Raw genomic sequence first — 16,373 nt, 5'->3', positions numbered from 1 at the left:
ATTAATAGAAAGGCGCAAAAACATCGTTAATCTCTCGCCGGAGAGAGGGGCCGCGCCCCGCCCCGCCGGGGAGAAAACGGCGGCCCAGCGGCCGCCGCCTCGCATCACGCCTGCGTCGCGCCGAGCGTCGCCACATCCACCTTGACGCCAGGCCCCTGGGTGGAGCTGAGCGCCACGCGCTGGATATAGGTGCCCTTGGAGCCGGCAGGCTTGGCCTTGGCCACCGCATCCACAAAGGCGCGGATGTTCTCGGCGAGCTTGCCCTCCTCGAAGGAGGTCTTGCCCACCGTGCCCTGCACGATGCCGGCCTTCTCGACGCGGAACTCGACGGCGCCGCCCTTGGAGGCCTTCACCGCTCCGGCGACGTCCATCGTCACCGTGCCGACCTTGGGGTTCGGCATCAGGCCGCGCGGGCCGAGCACCTTGCCGAGGCGACCGACGAGCGGCATCAGCTCCGGGGTGGCGATGCAGCGATCGAACTCGATCGTGCCGCCCTGGACGATGGTGACGAGATCCTCGGCGCCGACGATATCCGCGCCGGCGGCCTTGGCCTCATCGGCCTTGGGGCCGCGGGCGAAGACCGCGACGCGCAGCGTGCGGCCGGTGCCATTCGGCAGGTTGACGACGCCGCGCACCATCTGGTCCGCATGCTTGGGGTCGACGCCGAGATTCATCGCGATCTCGATCGACTCGTCGAATTTGGCGGTGGCGTTGGCGCGAACCAGCTTGATCGCCTCGTCGACCGGGTAGAGCTTGGTGCGCTCGACGGCCTGGCGCGCCTTGGCGATGCGTTTTCCGATATGGGCCATGATCTCACCCCACCACTTCGAGGCCGATGGAACGGGCGGAGCCCTCGATCATCGACGCGGCCGACTCGACCGACGTCGTGTTGAGGTCCTGCATCTTCTTCGCGGCGATCTCGCGAATCTGCGCCCGTGTGACCTGGCCGACGAAACCGCGTCCAGTCGTCTTCGAGCCCGATTTGACGCCCGCCGCCTGCTTCAGGAAGTAGGAGACCGGCGGCTGCTTCAGCTCGAAGGTGAAGGAGCGATCCTGAAAGGCCGTGATGATGACGGGGATGGGCGTCCCCTTCTCCATCTGCGCCGTCTTGGCGTTGAAGGCCTTGCAGAATTCCATGATGTTGAGGCCGCGCTGACCGAGCGCGGGACCGATCGGCGGCGACGGATTGGCCGCGCCCGCCGGCACTTGCAGCTTGATGTAGCCGGCGATTTTCTTCGCCATGTCTCATCTCCAACATTGAGCGGCCGGACACGCTTCCGCGTCCCGAGCCGCCGGTTGCAGTTCGTGGTCCGACGCGTGATCCCCCTGGCGACAGGGGCGCGCCCGCCACGGCTTTTTCCTTCTCCCGCTCGCGAGAGAAGGCGTCGCGCGAATGCGCGACGGTGAGGACTTTCGAAGCGCCCTCACCCGACCCGGCTTACGTCGGGCCACCCCCTCCCGCGAGCGGGAGAGGGAATTCGTGGAATCGTCAAACCTTCTCCACCTGCGCGAATTCCAGCTCCACCGGAGTCGGCCGGCCGAAGATGGACACGGCCACCTTGAGCCGCGAGCGGGCGTCGTCGACCTCTTCCACCACGCCGTTGAAGGAGGCGAAGGGGCCGTCGGCCACGCGGACCGTCTCGCCGATCTCGAAGGAGATGGAGGGCTTGGGGCGCTCGACGCCATCGGCCACCTGGCCCTTGATGCGCATCGCCTCCGCCTCGCTGATCGGCATCGGCTTATTGTCTGCGCCGAGGAAGCCGGTCACTTTCGGCGTGTTCTTGATGAGCGAGAACACTTGGTCGGAGAGGTCGCATTTCACCAGCACATAGCCGGGGAAGAACTTGCGCTCCGAGCTGACCTTGCGGCCGCGGCGCACCTCGATGACCTGCTCGGTCGGCACGAGAATCTCCTCGAACTGATCGGAGAGATTGCGCTGCGCGGCGCCCTCGCGAATGGAGTCGGCGACCTTCTTCTCGAAGTTCGAATAGGCGTGGACGATATACCAGCGCATGCTCACGGCGCGACAAGCTCCAAAATTTCGCTCTCGACGATCGGCGCGCCGGCGGGTTCCTCGGCCTTACTGGCCGATCCGCAGCAGCATGCCCACGGCGAGTCGCAGCCCCTGATCGACGACGACGAAGAAAATGCTCGCGGCCAGCACCATGAGGACCACCAGGCCGGAGGTGATGAGGGTCTCGCGGCGGGTCGGCCACGCGACCTTGCTCGCTTCCGAGCGCACTTCTTGCAGGAACTGAAACGGATTGGCCATGCTTCACCGAGCCGAGATGTTTCACCGAGCCGAGGACCGCGGCCACGGGACTCATCGGGACCGCCACAAAACAGTCGCGGCGCGAGACCCCAGGCCGCGCGCCACGCATCTGGTGCTTATAATCGAGTAAGGCGGGGCCGCCAAGCGGAAATTCAGGCCCCCGGGAAAACGCGGTTCCGAGCCCGGAGCCGCCCGCCTGCTCACCCAGCCGCCGACGCGCCATTATGCTTGGCGAACCAGGCGCGCGCCTCGTCGCGCGTGCGCTCCAGCTCGCGCAGAGCGCCGTCCAGCTTCGCCTCATAATCGGCGAAGCTCTCGCTCGGATCGAAGACATCCGCCGCCAGCGAATAAGGGGTTGCGATCTTGAGCTCGGCGCGCAGGCCTTCCTCGGTCTCCACCGCCGCAAAATAGAATTTCGCCATTACTGCCGCTCCTCGAAGATAGGCGCCGCAGAGTCAAGATAGGACAGCCAGAGCCTGCGCCAATGCGACGAATCCGCCGATGTCGATCTCCTCGGCGCGGCGCGTCTCCTCTATGCCCGCCCGCGCCAGCAGCGCGGTCACGTCCAGGCCCGGCTTCGGCAGAGATTTCAGGCTCTGGCGCAGCATTTTGCGGCGCTGGCCGAAGGCGGCGCGCGTCACCTGCGACAATAGCTTCGGATCGCAAGGCAGCGGCGACGCATTGGGAATGAGCTCCACCACGGATGACGTCACCTTGGGCGGCGGCGTGAAGGCCGAGGGCGAGAGGTCGAACAATATGCGCGAGCGCGTCCGCCATCCGCAGAGCACGGCGAGGCGGCCATAATCGGCGCGCTGCGCCGGCGTCGCGACGATGCGCTCGGCGACCTCGCGCTGGAACATCAGCACATAGCGGTCGAAGACGGAAGGCCAAGGCTCCGCCTCGATCCAGCGCGCCAGCAGCTCGGTGGCGATATTGTAGGGAAGGTTCGCGCAAATCCGCGCCGGCCCGCCGAGCCCGTGCAGCCGCGCCAGCTCCGCCGGATCGAGCGCCAGCGCATCGCCCTCGACGATGACCAGCCGCCCAGGATAGCGCGCCTCTATCTCGCGCAGCGCCGGAATGCAGCGCGAATCGCGCTCCACGGCGATGACGCGCCCCGCCCCCTCGGCGAGCAGCGCGCGGGTGAGGCCGCCGGGACCGGGGCCGATCTCGACGATGGTCGCGCCCGCGAGCGGGCCGGCGGCGCGAGCGATGCGGGCGGTGAGGTTGAGGTCGAAAAGAAAATTCTGGCCGAGCGCCTTGCTGGCCATCAGCCCATGGCGCGCGACCACCTCGCGCAATGGCGGCAGATCGTCGATCATCGCGCCGTCATTCGGTCGGCGAGGCGGATCGCCTCTATGACGCTCGTCGCCTCGGCGACTCCCTTCCCGGCTATGTCGAAAGCCGTGCCATGGTCCGGCGATGTGCGCACGAAGGGCAGGCCGAGCGTGACATTGACGCCGCGATCGAAGGCCAACGTCTTTATGGGGATCAGCGCCTGATCATGCGTCGGACAGATGGCGACGTCATAGCGCGCGCGGGCGGCGGCGTGGAACATGGTGTCGGCCGGATGCGGGCCGGTGGCGTCTATCCCGCGCGCGCGCAGCTCGGCCACGGCGGGGGCGATCACGTCGATCTCCTCGCGGCCCATGGCGCCGCTCTCGCCGGCGTGCGGATTGAGCCCGGCGAAGGCGAGGCGCGGCGAAGCGAGGCCGAAGCGGGACGAAAGATCGGCGGCGACGATCACCCCGGTTTCCACCAGCAGCTCGCGGGTGAGCAGGCGCGGAACCTCGGCGAGCGCGACATGGATCGTCGCCGGAACGACGGCGAGCTCCTCGGCGTAGAGCATCATCACCGGGCGGAAGGGGCGCCCGAACCGCCGCTCCGCCAGCGCCGCGAGAAACTCCGTATGGCCCGGATGCGCGAAGCCGGCGGCGTAGAGCACGTTTTTGGCGATCGGATTGGTGACGAGCGCGCGCGCTTTTCCCTCCGCGACCAGCTCGACGGCCCGCTCTATGGAGAGGATCGTCGCCGCCGCGTCGGCGGGCTCGGGCGCGCCGGGAACTCCTCGAACCGAAAGCCCGAGCGGCACGACCGGCAGAGCCGCGTCGAAAACCGCCGCCGCCCCCTCCGGCGCGACCTCGCGCAGCGCGATCTCGAGCCCGAGCGCCGCCGCCGTCCGCGCGAGCTGCGCCGGATCGGCGAGCACGAAGAAAGGCGGCAGAGCCCGCGCCTTGCGCGCGGCATAGGCCTTCAGCGTCAGCTCCGGGCCGATGCCGGAAGGGTCGCCCTGGGTGAGAGCGAGGGGGAGTCTGGTCAATCTGTCGTCCCGAGCTTGCGCGGGCGAAACCTTCCCGCGGTCACGAAGTCCTAGCCTTCGAGATACCGATAGATCACGACGAAAGGCGAAACCACCCCTATCCACTCAATGCGGTTCTGCGTCGCGGGATGGTCGGCGATCCGCCGGTAGAGGGTTCAAAGACGCCGCGGTGTTTGCCGACAGTCGGAGGTCCGGCGACGCCATCGAGATAGGCGAGAACTCTCGCCAGATCGACATTGGCCTTTCGCGCAACCTCGAGCCTTTCACGCGACAAAGAGACGCGCCTTCAGCACGCCTCGGCGCGGACCAGAGCGTCGAGTTGCGAGAGATGCTCGTCCAGCGTCATTGCTCCACCGGCCGCGACCTCCTCCACCGCCACATCGACGAGAAGTTTCGCCCAAGCCAGACGAGCGACAACGAGATCCACGAGGGCAAGAACGACCATCTCACAATCAAAATTGACTCGGAAAAGGACCTGTTACTGGCCACGCACAGAATACGGATCGGTCGTCGAGGCAGACACCCGAATCGTCATGCCAAGATTAACATTCGGCGGCAGTTGTTCCGCTGGAATCTGAATTCGCTGCAAATAGTTTTTTCCGTCGGCGGGCGACACGTAATCGACGAACATTACAAAATATCTCTTGACCGGAAATTCGGATGTTCGATCAAGTTCGCGCTCACTGGCCAAGTCGCAGGGGATCGAGCCCGGCGGCACGGGTTTGTGATCCCGCTCTTGTGGCCAGCCATTCGTAATTTTCGGGCGGTAGTAGTCGCAAAGCTGTTCCGCCTTCGTGATGCGAGCGTCAATGGTTCGATACGGATCGAACAGACCGATAAGCGCGTTGAAAACGACCAAGCCCACGGCGGCGAGCAAGAATCTGCCAACGCCGCGCATATGATCGTCGTGCGTCAGAGACACTAATAAGCGTCTGCCCTTCTGTCCTGCTGGATCGCCGTCCATCATCCACCCGAAACTGACACACGTCGGCGCGCGCTGTGGCAAGTTTAGAGCTCTTGAGTTTCCTACCAGCCAGCGCCGTCGGCGCTCGACAAGATAGCTATTAAGTGGCGCTGTTGAAAGGGTTGCTCCTGGCGCATTGGCGAACTTCAGATCGACCCGCTACCCGCCCTCGGCATGTTGATGTCGCGGTCGAAAAATCCTGCGTCGAACGCCTCTTCACTCGCTCCCCGGCGGCCGATAGGTCAATATATCATCCGCCTTCAGCCAGCCTTGCGTGCCTTCCTTGAACTGCGCCTGGGCGCGCGTCGCTTGCGTGCGCGCCTCGACATATTTGCCGGCGACGAAGAGGCCCTCGGCCGCCGCGAGCTGCGCCTTGGCGTTCTCGCCCTTGCGGAAATAGGCCATGGACAGAAACTCCCAGGCGTCGGCGCTGTCCTCGTCGCGCTGCGTGGCGTTGGCGAGCACGCTCACCGCCTCGTTCAGCAGCTTGGGATCGTCGGCCGAGACCAGCGCATGGCCGAGCAGCACGCGGATCGGCGTCGCCGCCGGCCCGGCGATGGCCGCCGCCTTGCGCAAAGGCGCGATGGCCTGATTGGCGCGGCCGGCCTCGAGCAAAATCTGCCCCTTCAGCTCCCAAAAGTAAGGGTTCTTCGGATCGGCCGCGACGAGCGCGTCGGCGCCGCGCAACGCATCCTCCAGCCGGCCGAAGCGATTGTCGGCGATGACGCGGGCGTAGCGCGCCGGCAACGAAAGATCGGAGATCGGATAGCGCCGCGCCGCCTCGCCGGAATTACCCATGAAGCCGACGAGCTTGGCGCGCATCAGATCGTGACGCGCCTGCAGCGCCGGCGAATCCGGGACGTCGAAATAGGGCGACTGCTTGGCGGCCTGATCGAGATTGGAGATGCGCTCATTGGGCAGCGGATGCGATTGCAGATATGGGTCGATCGCCGTGGTCTTGAACAAGGATTCGCTGGCGAAGCGGTTGAACACTTCCAGCATGCCCTTGGCGGATTGATGCGTCGCCGTGAGGAAGCGCACCGCCATGCGATCGGCGGCCTGCTCCTCGCCGCGCTGATAGGCGAGCAGCGAGCGCTTCACCGCCTCCTGCGGGCCGAGCAAAATTCCGACGGCGCCGGCCGAATCCATGCCCACCTGCCCGTCGCGACGATTGAAGGCGCCGCGCGCCGCGACCATGGCGCCGGCGCTGGCCAGCATTCCGGCGACGGAGAGGATGGTGGCCTTGGCAAGCTCTTGCCGCCCGCGCGCGAGATGGCCGCCGGCGATATGGCCGGTCTCATGCGCGAGTACGCCGATGATCTCATTGGGCGTCTTCGCCTCCATCAGCGCGCCCGTGTTGACGAAGATTTTCTGCCCGTCGGCAACGAAGGCGTTGAAGGAGCGGTCGCCGACCAGAATGATCTTGGCCGCCTCGCTGTGAATCCCCGCCGCCTTCAGCACAGGCGCGGTGTAGTCCCGCAATAATTGCTCGATCTCCGCGTCGCGGATGATCGACACGCGCGGGCCGTCTTCCTCCGCGCGCGCGGGCGCGCAGAGCGCGAAGATCAGGAGACCGGTGAGAAGCGTCCGCCGCTTGCCGCTTTTGCGATCCATGGGCGGAGAGTGGCGTAAGCCAGGACGGAAGGCAAACCGCGTCACGAGGCGGAAGGCTCTCCTTCCGCCTCGTGCGAGAAAAGGCGCGGCCGCTCAGAAGCGATAGGACACGCCGCCATTGAGCGCGGCGCCGGTCAGCTTCTCGCCGGTGCGATAATCGCCGCGCACAAAGCCGACCCAGCCGGTGTCGATGATCTGCGCCGAGACGCCGAGGCCGAATTGCGCGAAAGCGCCGGAGCGCGACACGGAGATCGGCACATAGGTGACGTTCTGCTGGAAGCTCTCCTTCAGATTGGTCTCGAACTCGTTCCAGCCGCTGACCGAGGCGAAGGGCTGGAAGGCGTATTTATTGTCGAGGACGAAGGAGGTTCCCGCCCGCAATCCGACGCGGCCGAGAGTCGAGCGCACCGTGTCGAGGACGAGATAGGCCGGCGTCGTGCCCGCCGCCACCTGCAGCCGATCGAAATCGACGCTGGTGACATTGATCGCGGCCGAGGGCTCGATGAACCAATCATTGGGCAGATCCCAATGATAGCCGAGCGAGGCGGAGCCCGCCCAGCCGCGGCCCTCCAGCGGCTTCTCGTTGAGGCCGGCGCGATAATTGGTGATGTCCGCGTTCCAGAAGTCGTGACGGAACTGCACATCGGCGAAGAAGCCGAAGCCGGTCGCCACCGCATAGACGCCGACGAAAGGCACGTCGAAACGCGTCCTCGTGCCGGAGCCGAGGAGATCATAGGAATTGGAGAGATATTGGCCGGCCATCACGCCGCCGTGCAGGTTGATCTGCGTGTTCTCTATGTTGGAGAGCGAGGCGTCGAGGCCGACCTGATAGCCGCTGTAGAGCGTGCGCGTCTTCTCATTGGTGATGGCGGTCCCGCCTGCGGCCGTCGGCGCGCTGGAGGAGCTCGCGAGATCGGAACGGCCGACGGCGGCGCGCGTCCAAATTCCGAAATCGACGGCGTTGGGCTTGGCGTCGGGATGCGATTGCACGAAGGCCGAGGCGCTCTGGAAGAAGCCGGTGGTCGCGGAAGCGACCGCCGAGGCGACGCTGCCGCCGATCGCCGACAGCGATCCGGTGTCGAGATTGGGGACGAGATACCATTGGCCGGGGGTGAGCTGCTGCAGGTTGAAGCTCACGAGGCCCGTGTTGAGCGCCTGCGCGGCGCCTATGCTGGTGGTGGCGTTGCCGAGCTGGAATGTCGAGGTCGAGCCGGGGTTGGTCTTGGCGATCAGAATCGGGCTGGCGAAAAAGCCGGTCTGATTCTGGAACGGATTGACGATCACCGTGGTGACATTGCCGGCGCCGGCGCCGTTCACCAGCAGCTCGCCGGCCCGCTGTCCGCCGAGATCGGCGAAGCGCGCCGCCACATTCAGCACGCCGCCGCCCGTGTAATTGCCGTTGACGGTGAGCGAATTGGCGAGCGCCGCCGCTGTCGCGCCATTGGCGACCACCTGATTGGCCGCGGCGAGATCGAGCGTTCCATTATTGGTGAGATTGCCGGCGATGATGGAATTGACCGTCGAATTGGTCGTGCGGTCGCCGAGCGCGATCGTCGCATTATTGACGACGCTCGTCGCGCCGAGCGTGCGGCCATGGCCGAGGGAGACGCCGATCCCCTGGAACTGCGCGCCCGCTGTCGCGTCGCCGACGGAGCTGTTCGTCAGCACGCCGATATTGGTGTAGTCGCCGGCCCCGACGATGAGCGCGCCATTGCCGTTATTGTCGAACTTGCCGCCATTATTGGCGAGCGCCGCGGTGACATTGAATGTCCCCGTATTGGTCACGCCGCCGCCGATGGTTCCGGCGGCGTTGACCTTGCCCTGATTGACGAAGCCATTGGTCGTCAGCAGCGCGCCGCCGAAAATCGCGATCGTCGAGCCGGCGCTATTCGTCGCGCTGGTCGCCGAGAGCGTGCGGCCGGAGGCGATCGTCACGCCGGTCGCGGCGGTGGAGCTGTTGGTCAGCGCGCCGACGCCCGTGTAATCGCCGCCGGAGACGGCGAGCGTTCCCGCGCCGCCATTTGCGAAATCGCCGCCGCCATTGGCGAGCGCGCCGGTCACGGTGAATGTTCCCGTGTTGGCGACGCCGCCGGCGATCGAGCCCGCCGCATTGGCGAGATTCGTGTTGTTCAAGCCGCCGGTGAGCGCGCCCGTCGAGGTCAGCGTTCCGGCATTCTGGATCGCCGCGCCGGTGGAGGCCAGCGTTCCCGCATTGACGATCGTCGCGCCGGCGCTGTTGGTCACGCCTGTCGCGCTCAGCGTGCGGCCGGCCGCGATGGAAACGCCCGTGGCCGCCGTGGAGCTGTTCACGAAGGCGCCGACATTCGTGTAGTCACCGCCGGTGACGAACAGCGTCCCGGCGCCATTATTCGCGAAGCTGCCCGCGCCGTTGACGAGCGCGCCCGTGACGGTGAAGGAGCCCGTATTGGTCACGCCGCCGGCGAGCGAGCCGGCGACATTGGCCGTTCCGCTATTGGTCAGCCCGCCGGACAGCGAGCCGGCGAGCTGATTAAAGGCGCCGGCATTATTCAGGCCGCCGGTGACGGCGCCGGAATTATTGAGCGTTCCAGCGTTCTGAATCACATTTGCGGAAGCGAGCGCGCCGAAATTAGCGATGGTCGCGCCAGCGGCGTTGGTCACATTGCTCGCCGAGAGCGTGCGGCCCGCCGACACCGACACGCCGGTCGCGGCGGTCGAGCTATTCGTCAGAGTGGCGATATTGGCGTAGTCACCGCCGGTGACAAAGAGCGTTCCCGCGCCATTATTGGCGAAATTGCCCGCGCCATTGGCGAGCGCGCCGGTAACGGTGAAGGAGCCCGTATTGGTCACGCCGCCGGCGATGGAGCCAGCCGCTTTCGTCACGCCCGCCGCGGCGTTGACCAGCCCGCCAGTGACGGCGCCCGTCGTCGTGAAGGAGCCGCTATTGGCGACGCCGCCATTGACGCTTCCACCATTGGTCGCCGTCGCGCTATTGGTCAGCCCGCCATTGAGGATGGCGCCGGCATTATTGTTGAGCGTCCCCGTATTGACGAGGCCGCCGTTCAGCGTTCCGCCATTATTATTGTTGACGAGGCCGGCGTTCTGGATCGCGGCGGCCGAGGTGATCGTCGCATTATTGTTGATCGTCCCGCCGGCGCCCACGGTGAGCGCCGCGGCCGTCACCACGCCGCCGGCGTTATTCGTCAGAACGCCGCCATTGACCGCGAAGGTCGTCGTCGCGCCGATGGTCCCGCTATTGGTGATGAGGCCGCCGGTCTCGTTGATCGCATTGGCGGCGATCGCGCCGCCGATATTCTGAATCGAGCCCGCGGCCTGCGTGAGCGTTCCATTCACCGCGAGACTGCCGCCGGCGATGGTGATCGCGCCATTATTGTTCAGCGCGCCGATGTTGGTGAAGCTTCTCGAATTGACGTCGAGCGTCGCGCCGGCATTGTTGTTGACGGTCGAGCCATTATTGGCGAGCGCGCCCGTCAGCGTGAATTTGCCGCTATTGTCGATCTGCCCATTGATCGCGCCCGCGGCGAAGACCGTGCCGGCGACGCCATTGCTGAGGCCGCCATTGACAGTTCCGCTCGTCGTCAGCGTTCCGCCGGTGACGGTCGCGCCATTGTTGATCGTGCCCGTCGAGGTCAGCGTTCCGGCGAGGACGAGCGCGCCGCCGTCCAGCACGCCGGCGTTGGTCGCCGTTCCCGAGGTCGTCAGCAGCCCTGTGAGCGTGGAGGAAGCGAACAAATTCTGAAAGGTTCCGGCGACGTCATTGGTCAGCGCGCCAACCCATACGCCGCCATTGGCGATGGTTCCGCTCGAATTGACGGCGTTTCCGATCCAGGTCGACGCACTGGTGATCGAGCCACCCGTGTTGGAGACGCTACCGAACCACGCGCCCTGATTGACGATCTTTGCACCGGCCGAGTTCGACAGCACATTTCCGGTCCACTGGCCTGTCGTTAGGTTGGTCACCGTCGCTGCAGCGCCGGAATTGATGAGATCGCCGTTGTAGATGCCGGAATTGAAAACCGAGCCGGTATTGGTGAGCGCGTCATTGACCTTGCCGCCGACCAAGACCGAGATCGCGCCTGAGTTGGTCACACCGCCGAGCGCGGTGAGCGTCGCCGAAGCTCTGACGATGATCAAGCCGGCGTTGTCCACGGTCAGGGAGCTTGAAGCGCCGGAGACCGTTCCCTTTGAAATATCGACGGTCGCGCCGGCCGAGTTCTGCACCGAATCGGTCTTCAGATCGCCAGTGACGTTGAACGATCCAGCGAGATTTTTCACAATCCCATTGATCGCGCCCTGCGCCTGGGTCGTTCCCGAATTGGTCAGCCCGCCATTGACCACGCCCTTGGTGGTGAATGTCCCGGCCGTCACAGCGACGCCGCCGCTGATCGTCGCGCCGACGGCGTTGGTCGCCGTTCCCGAGGTCTTCAGCCCGCCGGTGACATTGCCGCCGGCGTAGTTGTTGAAGGTCGCGGAATTGTCGACCGAGCCGGAGATCGTCGCATTATTGTCGAGCCGGCCGCCGGTGACCGCGACGGCGCCGATGATCTGATTATTATTGGTCAGCAGGCCGCCGGTCACTGAAGCGCCGCCATCGAGCGCGCCCGCATTGGTCGTCGTTCCGGCGGCCTGAGTCAGCAGGCCGGAGACAACGCCGCCCGAAAGATTGTCGAACGCGCCGGAATTGGCGACTGTTCCGGTGATCGTTCCGCCGTTCTTCAGCTGGCCGAGATTATTGCCGACATTGCCGGTCCAGGCGCCGCGATTGTCGATGGAGCCGGTATTGGCGCCGGCGTTGACATTGCCGATCCAATTGGCGCCCGCCTCATTGACGATCGTACCCTTATTGGCGACGACATTGCCCTGCCAGACGCCGGTCGGGGCTTTGTTGGTCACCGTGCCGGCCGCATTGTTCTGCAGATTCGCCGCCACCAAGCCGCTGTTGTTGACGACTCCATTGTTGACGAGATCATCAGTGAGGCGGCCGCCGGCTTCTATGGTGACGGTTCCCTGATTGGTGAGGTTGTTGGTCCCCGCATCGACCGTGCCGCCGGTCTTGATCAGCAGCGCTCCATCGACATTGATGGCGCCGGCGTGATTGGCGGCCGTGCCGATTGCGCCGCCAGCGGCGACGGCGAGGCCGGAACCGGCGTCGATCTGAGTCGTTCCCGAATAGATGTTCTGCCCCGTGACGGTCAGCGTCTTGCCGCCCGAGACCTGCGCCGACAATTGGCCGGCGCCGTCGCGCATCTGGCCCACGAAGGTCGAATCCGCGCCGAGGCCGAAGGTCAGCTTCGAGGCGGCGCCATTGGTGGTGACGGTTCCCTGCCCGCCGACGCCGGAGACAGTGGCGTTGAATCCGTTGAGATCGAAGGTCCCGCCCCAATTGACGGTGAGCGCGCTATTGGCGCTGAGGCCCTTCGCGCTGTTCAACCGCAATGTGGCACCGTCGACCAATGTGGCGCCGGAATAAGTATTAGCGCCCTCGAGATTGGTCGTGCCCGCGGTCAGCCTCAAGCCCGTGGAGCCAGAGATGCTTTCGACTGCGCCGCCAACCGAGATAATTCCACCGAAAGATGAGACAGCTATATCGGTGCTGGTCAGCGTCCCATTGCGAATGCGGCCGCCAGCGAGATAGATGGTGTCTATCGTCTGGTTGAAGCCGTTGAGGTCGAGTTTTCCAAGAACACTGGTCGTACTTTTTTGGCTGAAGGCGTTGGCGGTGCCGGCTTTCAATGTCGCAGCGGAGTCGATAATCGTTGGGCCGCCGTAGGTATTCGCGCCCGCCAGCGTCAGCACGCCGCCCGATGTCTTCACATTGATCCCGACCTGACCGGCGACGCCGTCCTGGATCACGCCTGAATAAGTCGTATCGACGGAATTGTTGGTCGTGACCGTGGCGAGGCCGCCGCCATTATTGGTGATGACGCCCTTGGATGAGCCCGTCAGATTATTGGCGGTGAAACTGAAGCTATAGGTGTCGAGCGTCGCCGCGGTCGTCGCGTCCTTGCCGACATTGAGTCCGCCCTGCAGGCCCGAGACTGCGCCCGCGCTCTGCGCATTGCCGAGCCGCAGCGTCCCTCCGTCCACCGAAGCGGCGCCCGCACTGGCGACCGTCGCGAGAGTGGGCGCGAGAACCACGGTTCCGGTGTTGGTCGCCGATCCGAAATGCGCCGTCGTCCCGGCCCCGCCCTGCAAGGACAGCTGCTTGCCCGCGCCGGGCGCGATGGTCAGTGTCGAGCCGGCGCCGGCGCCGATGGTTCCGGAGACGCCGGGATCGATCTTGACGTTCTGGGTCAAAAACTGCGCGCTGGCGCCGGCGGCGAGTTGGAAGGCCGGCGCCGCCACGCCGCCGGCGACGAGCGAGAGATCGCCGCCGCCGAGCGCCCCCGCATTGGCGACCGAGAGCGTCCCGCTCTTCACCTGCGTCTGGAATTGATTATTTGCGGCGTTGCTCAGCGTGACCGCATTCGCGCCGGCGTCGACGACGACGTTGAGATTGCCCGCCGTATCCACGATCTTATTCGCATAAGCGGCGTTGCCGGCGCCCGCGACGGTCTGATCGAGCGTCAGCGTTCCGCCATTGGCGCGAATGTCGCCCGAGAGCGCGCCAGCGCCCAGAGTGATAAGCCGATTGGTCCCGGACAGATCGAGCGCGACGCCGGCCGAGCCGCCCGCCCCGCCGGCTGCGCCGCCGGCGATCGCGCCGGAATTGGTGATTGTGAGACCGGAGCCGACGATCGCGGCGCCCCCATTGCCCGAGGCCGAGCCGCTGGCGCCGAGCCCGCCCGCGCCGCCCTTTATGGCTCCCGAGTTGACGATCGTCCCGCCGGCGATCGCCGAAAGGCCCGCTCCTCCGGCCCCGCCCGTCCCGCCGACGCCGGTGGCGGTCACCCCGCCGACGCCGCCGGCGCCGCCCACGATCGAGCCGACATTGGTCACGGTTCCGAGCGCCCCGACAGCGGAAATAGCCGCGCCGCCCGTGCCGCCGGCGCCGCCATTGCCGAAGAGAGAGGCGCTCTTTCCGCCGGCGCCGCCGGCCCCGCCGACAGCCGCGCCATTGATATTCACATCAGACCCGGAGCCGGTGAACAGAAATGCCGAGCCGCCGCCGCCGCCCGCGCCGCCATTGCCGGCGGCTCCTGTCGCCGAGCCGCCGTTGCCGCCGGCCCCGCCCGTCGTCGTCGCGCCGACGGCGACACCGCTGAACACGCCCGCGCCGCCGGTCATAACGGCGAGATTGCCGCCCGCGCCGCCGCCGCCGCCGGAGCCCGTTCCCGAGCCGCCGGCCCCGCCCGCGCCGCCGGGGTTGCCCACGAGGTTGGCGACGGCTGTCGCGCCGACAAAGGTAAAGGCGGTCGCGGCGCCCGCGCCGCCGCCGCCGCCTTGATCGGCAGGCCCATTCGCCCCAGCGCCGGCCGGGGCGGTTCCGCCTGGCGCACCGCCGCCGCCCGCGCCGCCTTTGGCGTTGACGCCACCGCCACCGCCGCCGCCCGCGGCGTTGGTCGCATTGCCGCCCGCCGTTCCGACTCCGGCGCTATTCGTCGTTCCCGCCGTTCCGCCGCCCGGATTGCCGCCGGCCCCGCCCGCCTGCTGCGCTTGCGCCGGCGAAAGGCCCATGGAAAGCGCGATGCTGAGCGCCGAGACGCCGAGCAGGAGCCCGCCTCTATGAGAACTGCCGATCGAAAGGCCCGAGGACGGGGAACGCACGCTATTGCCGTGACGGCCGGACAAACGGGTCATTCGATAGTCTCCAGAACTCGTCAAAATTCAAACGACAAAATCACGTCGAGCGAGGCCGACGCGGGCCGACTCGCGCATTTCCAGTTGTGCGATTTCTATTTTCGATCCGGGAGCGCAGCAAGGCCACAGCTGCGCGTCCAGCGAGCGGCGGGGCTGCGGAGCGGGCGGAAACGCCTACTAAGTGAATTACTTAAGTGTTTCTATGAATTTCTGTTTTTTGTCTCGCGCTCGGCGAATTTCAACGGCTGTGGCAATTATGCCACAGATCGTCAATGCTCCCGCGCAAGCGCATCCAGCGCCGGCGCGAGGCCGCGAAACGAGACAGGCAGCGCCGCATCCTGCCCGGCCGCGCTCTTGAAGGCGATGCGTCCCATCCCGTCGTGGGCGCGCCAGCGGGCGAGAATCGGCTCGGCGAGAGAAACGCTGGCGAAACATCCCGCTGCGGATCGGCGTCGCTCACCGTCACGCGCGGCGCCGCATGAAAGGCGACATCGACCGGCACGACGATCGTCATGGAGAGCCCTTGCGCGCCATCCGGCTTGCCGAAGGCGATTTCCGCGATCGTCGCGCTCTTGTCCTTGACGAGGACGGATTGCAAAATCTCGCAGCTACGATGCGCCGTCTGCCCGCCTCCGGCCGCCAGGCAACGCAGCCGCCAATCGCCGAACACGCGCGGCGCCTCTCCTGCGGGAGAAGCGGCGGGCGCCTTTGCCGGCGCCGCCGCACGCGCGCTCGGCCGGTCCAGCGCATGGGCGACGGAAATCTGCAGAAGCAGGACGAGAGCCGATGCGATAGGACGTGCCATGACGAGCCTCGACGCGCGAAGACGATCGGATAGGCGATTGGGTCTTTGGTAGCCTAGGCGCGGCTGTCGCTCAAGGTAGCGCAGCGCTCGAGCTTGCCAACATGGCGCGGCGGCAAAGGTAATTGACTAGGAAATTGCCTCGAGATAGTTTCCAAGGAAAGTAACTGAGAGCCTTCTCGTCATGCCGTCCCGCATCCCTGATCTCACCGATCATCTCGGCTACTGGCTGCGCCAAGTCTCCAATCACGTCTCGCTCGGCTTCGCCCGAAAGCTCGCCGACAAGGATGTGACGGTCGCCGAATGGGGACTGATGCGAAGTCTCTACGAGCGGGAGCCGACCTCGCCCAGCCGGCTCGCCAGCGAGATGAGCCTGACGCGGGGAGCGGTCACCAAGCTGGCCGACCGCCTCATCGCCAAGGCGCTCGTCATGCGTGAAGCGAGCGAAGTGGACGGACGCGCGCAAACGCTGCGGCTCACCAGCAAAGGCGCCGGCTTCGTGCCCGAGCTGGCGGCCCTGGCCGACGAGAATGAGATCGCGTGCTTCGGGAGCCTCTCCGCCGAAGACCGACGCGTCCTCGAGCGGATTTTGCGCGAAACGGTCGCGCGACTGGGCCTGACGAAAATGCCCCTCGATTGAACGCCCTCCCCCCCAATAGCCGAA

13 protein-coding genes are annotated in these 16,373 nt (G+C 66.1%); 1 reads left to right on the top strand and 12 read right to left on the bottom strand.

The window, feature by feature from the left end; all coding sequences use genetic code 11:
* Positions 1-104: 104 nt before the first annotated feature.
* From rplA to EDE12_RS03510, 12 genes are all read right to left on the bottom strand, one after another.
* Entirely contained in the window at positions 105-809 is a 705-nt protein-coding gene (rplA, locus tag EDE12_RS03560) for a 50S ribosomal protein L1 (RefSeq protein ID WP_024881585.1), read from the bottom strand.
* A gap of 4 nt (positions 810-813) precedes the next feature.
* Positions 814-1,242 (bottom strand): 50S ribosomal protein L11, encoded by a 429-nt coding sequence (gene rplK, locus EDE12_RS03555; RefSeq protein WP_026599667.1) that lies wholly within the window; start codon positions 1,240-1,242, stop codon positions 814-816.
* Positions 1,243-1,489: 247 nt separating this feature from the next.
* The gene (gene nusG, locus EDE12_RS03550) at positions 1,490-2,020 is read right to left on the bottom strand and encodes a transcription termination/antitermination protein NusG (RefSeq protein ID WP_024881586.1); all 531 of its coding nucleotides are present in this window, start codon (positions 2,018-2,020) and stop codon (positions 1,490-1,492) included.
* Positions 2,021-2,080: 60 nt separating this feature from the next.
* Positions 2,081-2,272 carry a preprotein translocase subunit SecE gene (gene secE / locus EDE12_RS03545; protein ID WP_024881587.1) on the bottom strand — a complete coding sequence of 64 codons (192 nt, stop codon included), beginning with the start codon at positions 2,270-2,272 and terminating at the stop codon, positions 2,081-2,083.
* Positions 2,273-2,472: 200 nt separating this feature from the next.
* Positions 2,473-2,694, bottom strand: a complete 222-nt coding sequence (locus EDE12_RS03540) for a hypothetical protein (protein WP_026599668.1) — start codon at positions 2,692-2,694, stop codon at positions 2,473-2,475.
* Between the two features lie 33 nt (positions 2,695-2,727).
* A complete protein-coding gene (gene rsmA / locus EDE12_RS03535; RefSeq protein ID WP_026599669.1) occupies positions 2,728-3,591 on the bottom strand; it encodes a 16S rRNA (adenine(1518)-N(6)/adenine(1519)-N(6))-dimethyltransferase RsmA in 864 nt (287 codons plus the stop codon).
* Entirely contained in the window at positions 3,588-4,589 is a 1,002-nt protein-coding gene (pdxA, locus tag EDE12_RS03530) for a 4-hydroxythreonine-4-phosphate dehydrogenase PdxA (protein WP_026599670.1), read from the bottom strand. Before pdxA ends, rsmA begins: the two co-directional genes overlap by 4 nt.
* Before the next feature lie 286 nt (positions 4,590-4,875).
* The gene (locus EDE12_RS21730; RefSeq protein ID WP_157198955.1) at positions 4,876-5,034 is read right to left on the bottom strand and encodes a hypothetical protein; all 159 of its coding nucleotides are present in this window, start codon (positions 5,032-5,034) and stop codon (positions 4,876-4,878) included.
* Between the two features lie 33 nt (positions 5,035-5,067).
* Positions 5,068-5,556, bottom strand: coding sequence for a hypothetical protein (locus EDE12_RS03525; RefSeq protein WP_134187983.1), 489 nt, complete (start codon positions 5,554-5,556; stop codon positions 5,068-5,070).
* Between the two features lie 213 nt (positions 5,557-5,769).
* Positions 5,770-7,167 (bottom strand): M48 family metalloprotease, encoded by a 1,398-nt coding sequence (locus EDE12_RS03520; RefSeq protein WP_026599672.1) that lies wholly within the window; start codon positions 7,165-7,167, stop codon positions 5,770-5,772.
* A gap of 93 nt (positions 7,168-7,260) precedes the next feature.
* Complete coding sequence (locus EDE12_RS03515; RefSeq protein WP_134187982.1) at positions 7,261-14,907, bottom strand: hypothetical protein; 7,647 nt, start codon at positions 14,905-14,907, stop codon at positions 7,261-7,263.
* A gap of 238 nt (positions 14,908-15,145) precedes the next feature.
* Positions 15,146-15,712: an invasion associated locus B family protein gene (locus tag EDE12_RS03510; RefSeq protein WP_026599674.1), complete on the bottom strand. Its 567-nt coding sequence runs from the start codon at positions 15,710-15,712 to the stop codon at positions 15,146-15,148.
* Between the two features lie 181 nt (positions 15,713-15,893).
* Between EDE12_RS03510 and EDE12_RS03505 the strand changes: the two genes are divergently transcribed.
* Positions 15,894-16,349, top strand: coding sequence for a MarR family transcriptional regulator (locus EDE12_RS03505; RefSeq protein WP_024881595.1), 456 nt, complete (start codon positions 15,894-15,896; stop codon positions 16,347-16,349).
* Positions 16,350-16,373: the final 24 nt, after the last annotated feature.

It is taken from the genome of Methylosinus sp. sav-2 (assembly GCF_004366495.1).
Taxonomy (GTDB): Bacteria; Pseudomonadota; Alphaproteobacteria; order Rhizobiales; family Beijerinckiaceae; genus Methylosinus.
The sequence above is the reverse complement of the archived record's forward strand: the minus strand, read 5'-3'. Positions and strand labels throughout refer to the sequence as shown.

Excerpts from the sequence above, each read along its gene's own strand:
- EDE12_RS03510 (WP_026599674.1), bottom strand. The coding sequence starts at position 15,712 with ATGGCACGTCCTATCGCATCGGCTCTCGTCCTGCTTCTGCAGATTTCC.
- EDE12_RS03520 (WP_026599672.1), bottom strand. The coding sequence starts at position 7,167 with ATGGATCGCAAAAGCGGCAAGCGGCGGACGCTTCTCACCGGTCTCCTG.
- rplA (WP_024881585.1), bottom strand. The coding sequence starts at position 809 with ATGGCCCATATCGGAAAACGCATCGCCAAGGCGCGCCAGGCCGTCGAG.
- EDE12_RS21730 (WP_157198955.1), bottom strand. The coding sequence starts at position 5,034 with ATGGTCGTTCTTGCCCTCGTGGATCTCGTTGTCGCTCGTCTGGCTTGG.
- EDE12_RS03540 (WP_026599668.1), bottom strand. The coding sequence starts at position 2,694 with ATGGCGAAATTCTATTTTGCGGCGGTGGAGACCGAGGAAGGCCTGCGC.
- EDE12_RS03505 (WP_024881595.1), top strand. The coding sequence starts at position 15,894 with ATGCCGTCCCGCATCCCTGATCTCACCGATCATCTCGGCTACTGGCTG.
- rplK (WP_026599667.1), bottom strand. The coding sequence starts at position 1,242 with ATGGCGAAGAAAATCGCCGGCTACATCAAGCTGCAAGTGCCGGCGGGC.
- rsmA (WP_026599669.1), bottom strand. The coding sequence starts at position 3,591 with ATGATCGACGATCTGCCGCCATTGCGCGAGGTGGTCGCGCGCCATGGG.
- secE (WP_024881587.1), bottom strand. The coding sequence starts at position 2,272 with ATGGCCAATCCGTTTCAGTTCCTGCAAGAAGTGCGCTCGGAAGCGAGC.
- EDE12_RS03515 (WP_134187982.1), bottom strand. The coding sequence starts at position 14,907 with ATGACCCGTTTGTCCGGCCGTCACGGCAATAGCGTGCGTTCCCCGTCC.
- EDE12_RS03525 (WP_134187983.1), bottom strand. The coding sequence starts at position 5,556 with ATGATGGACGGCGATCCAGCAGGACAGAAGGGCAGACGCTTATTAGTG.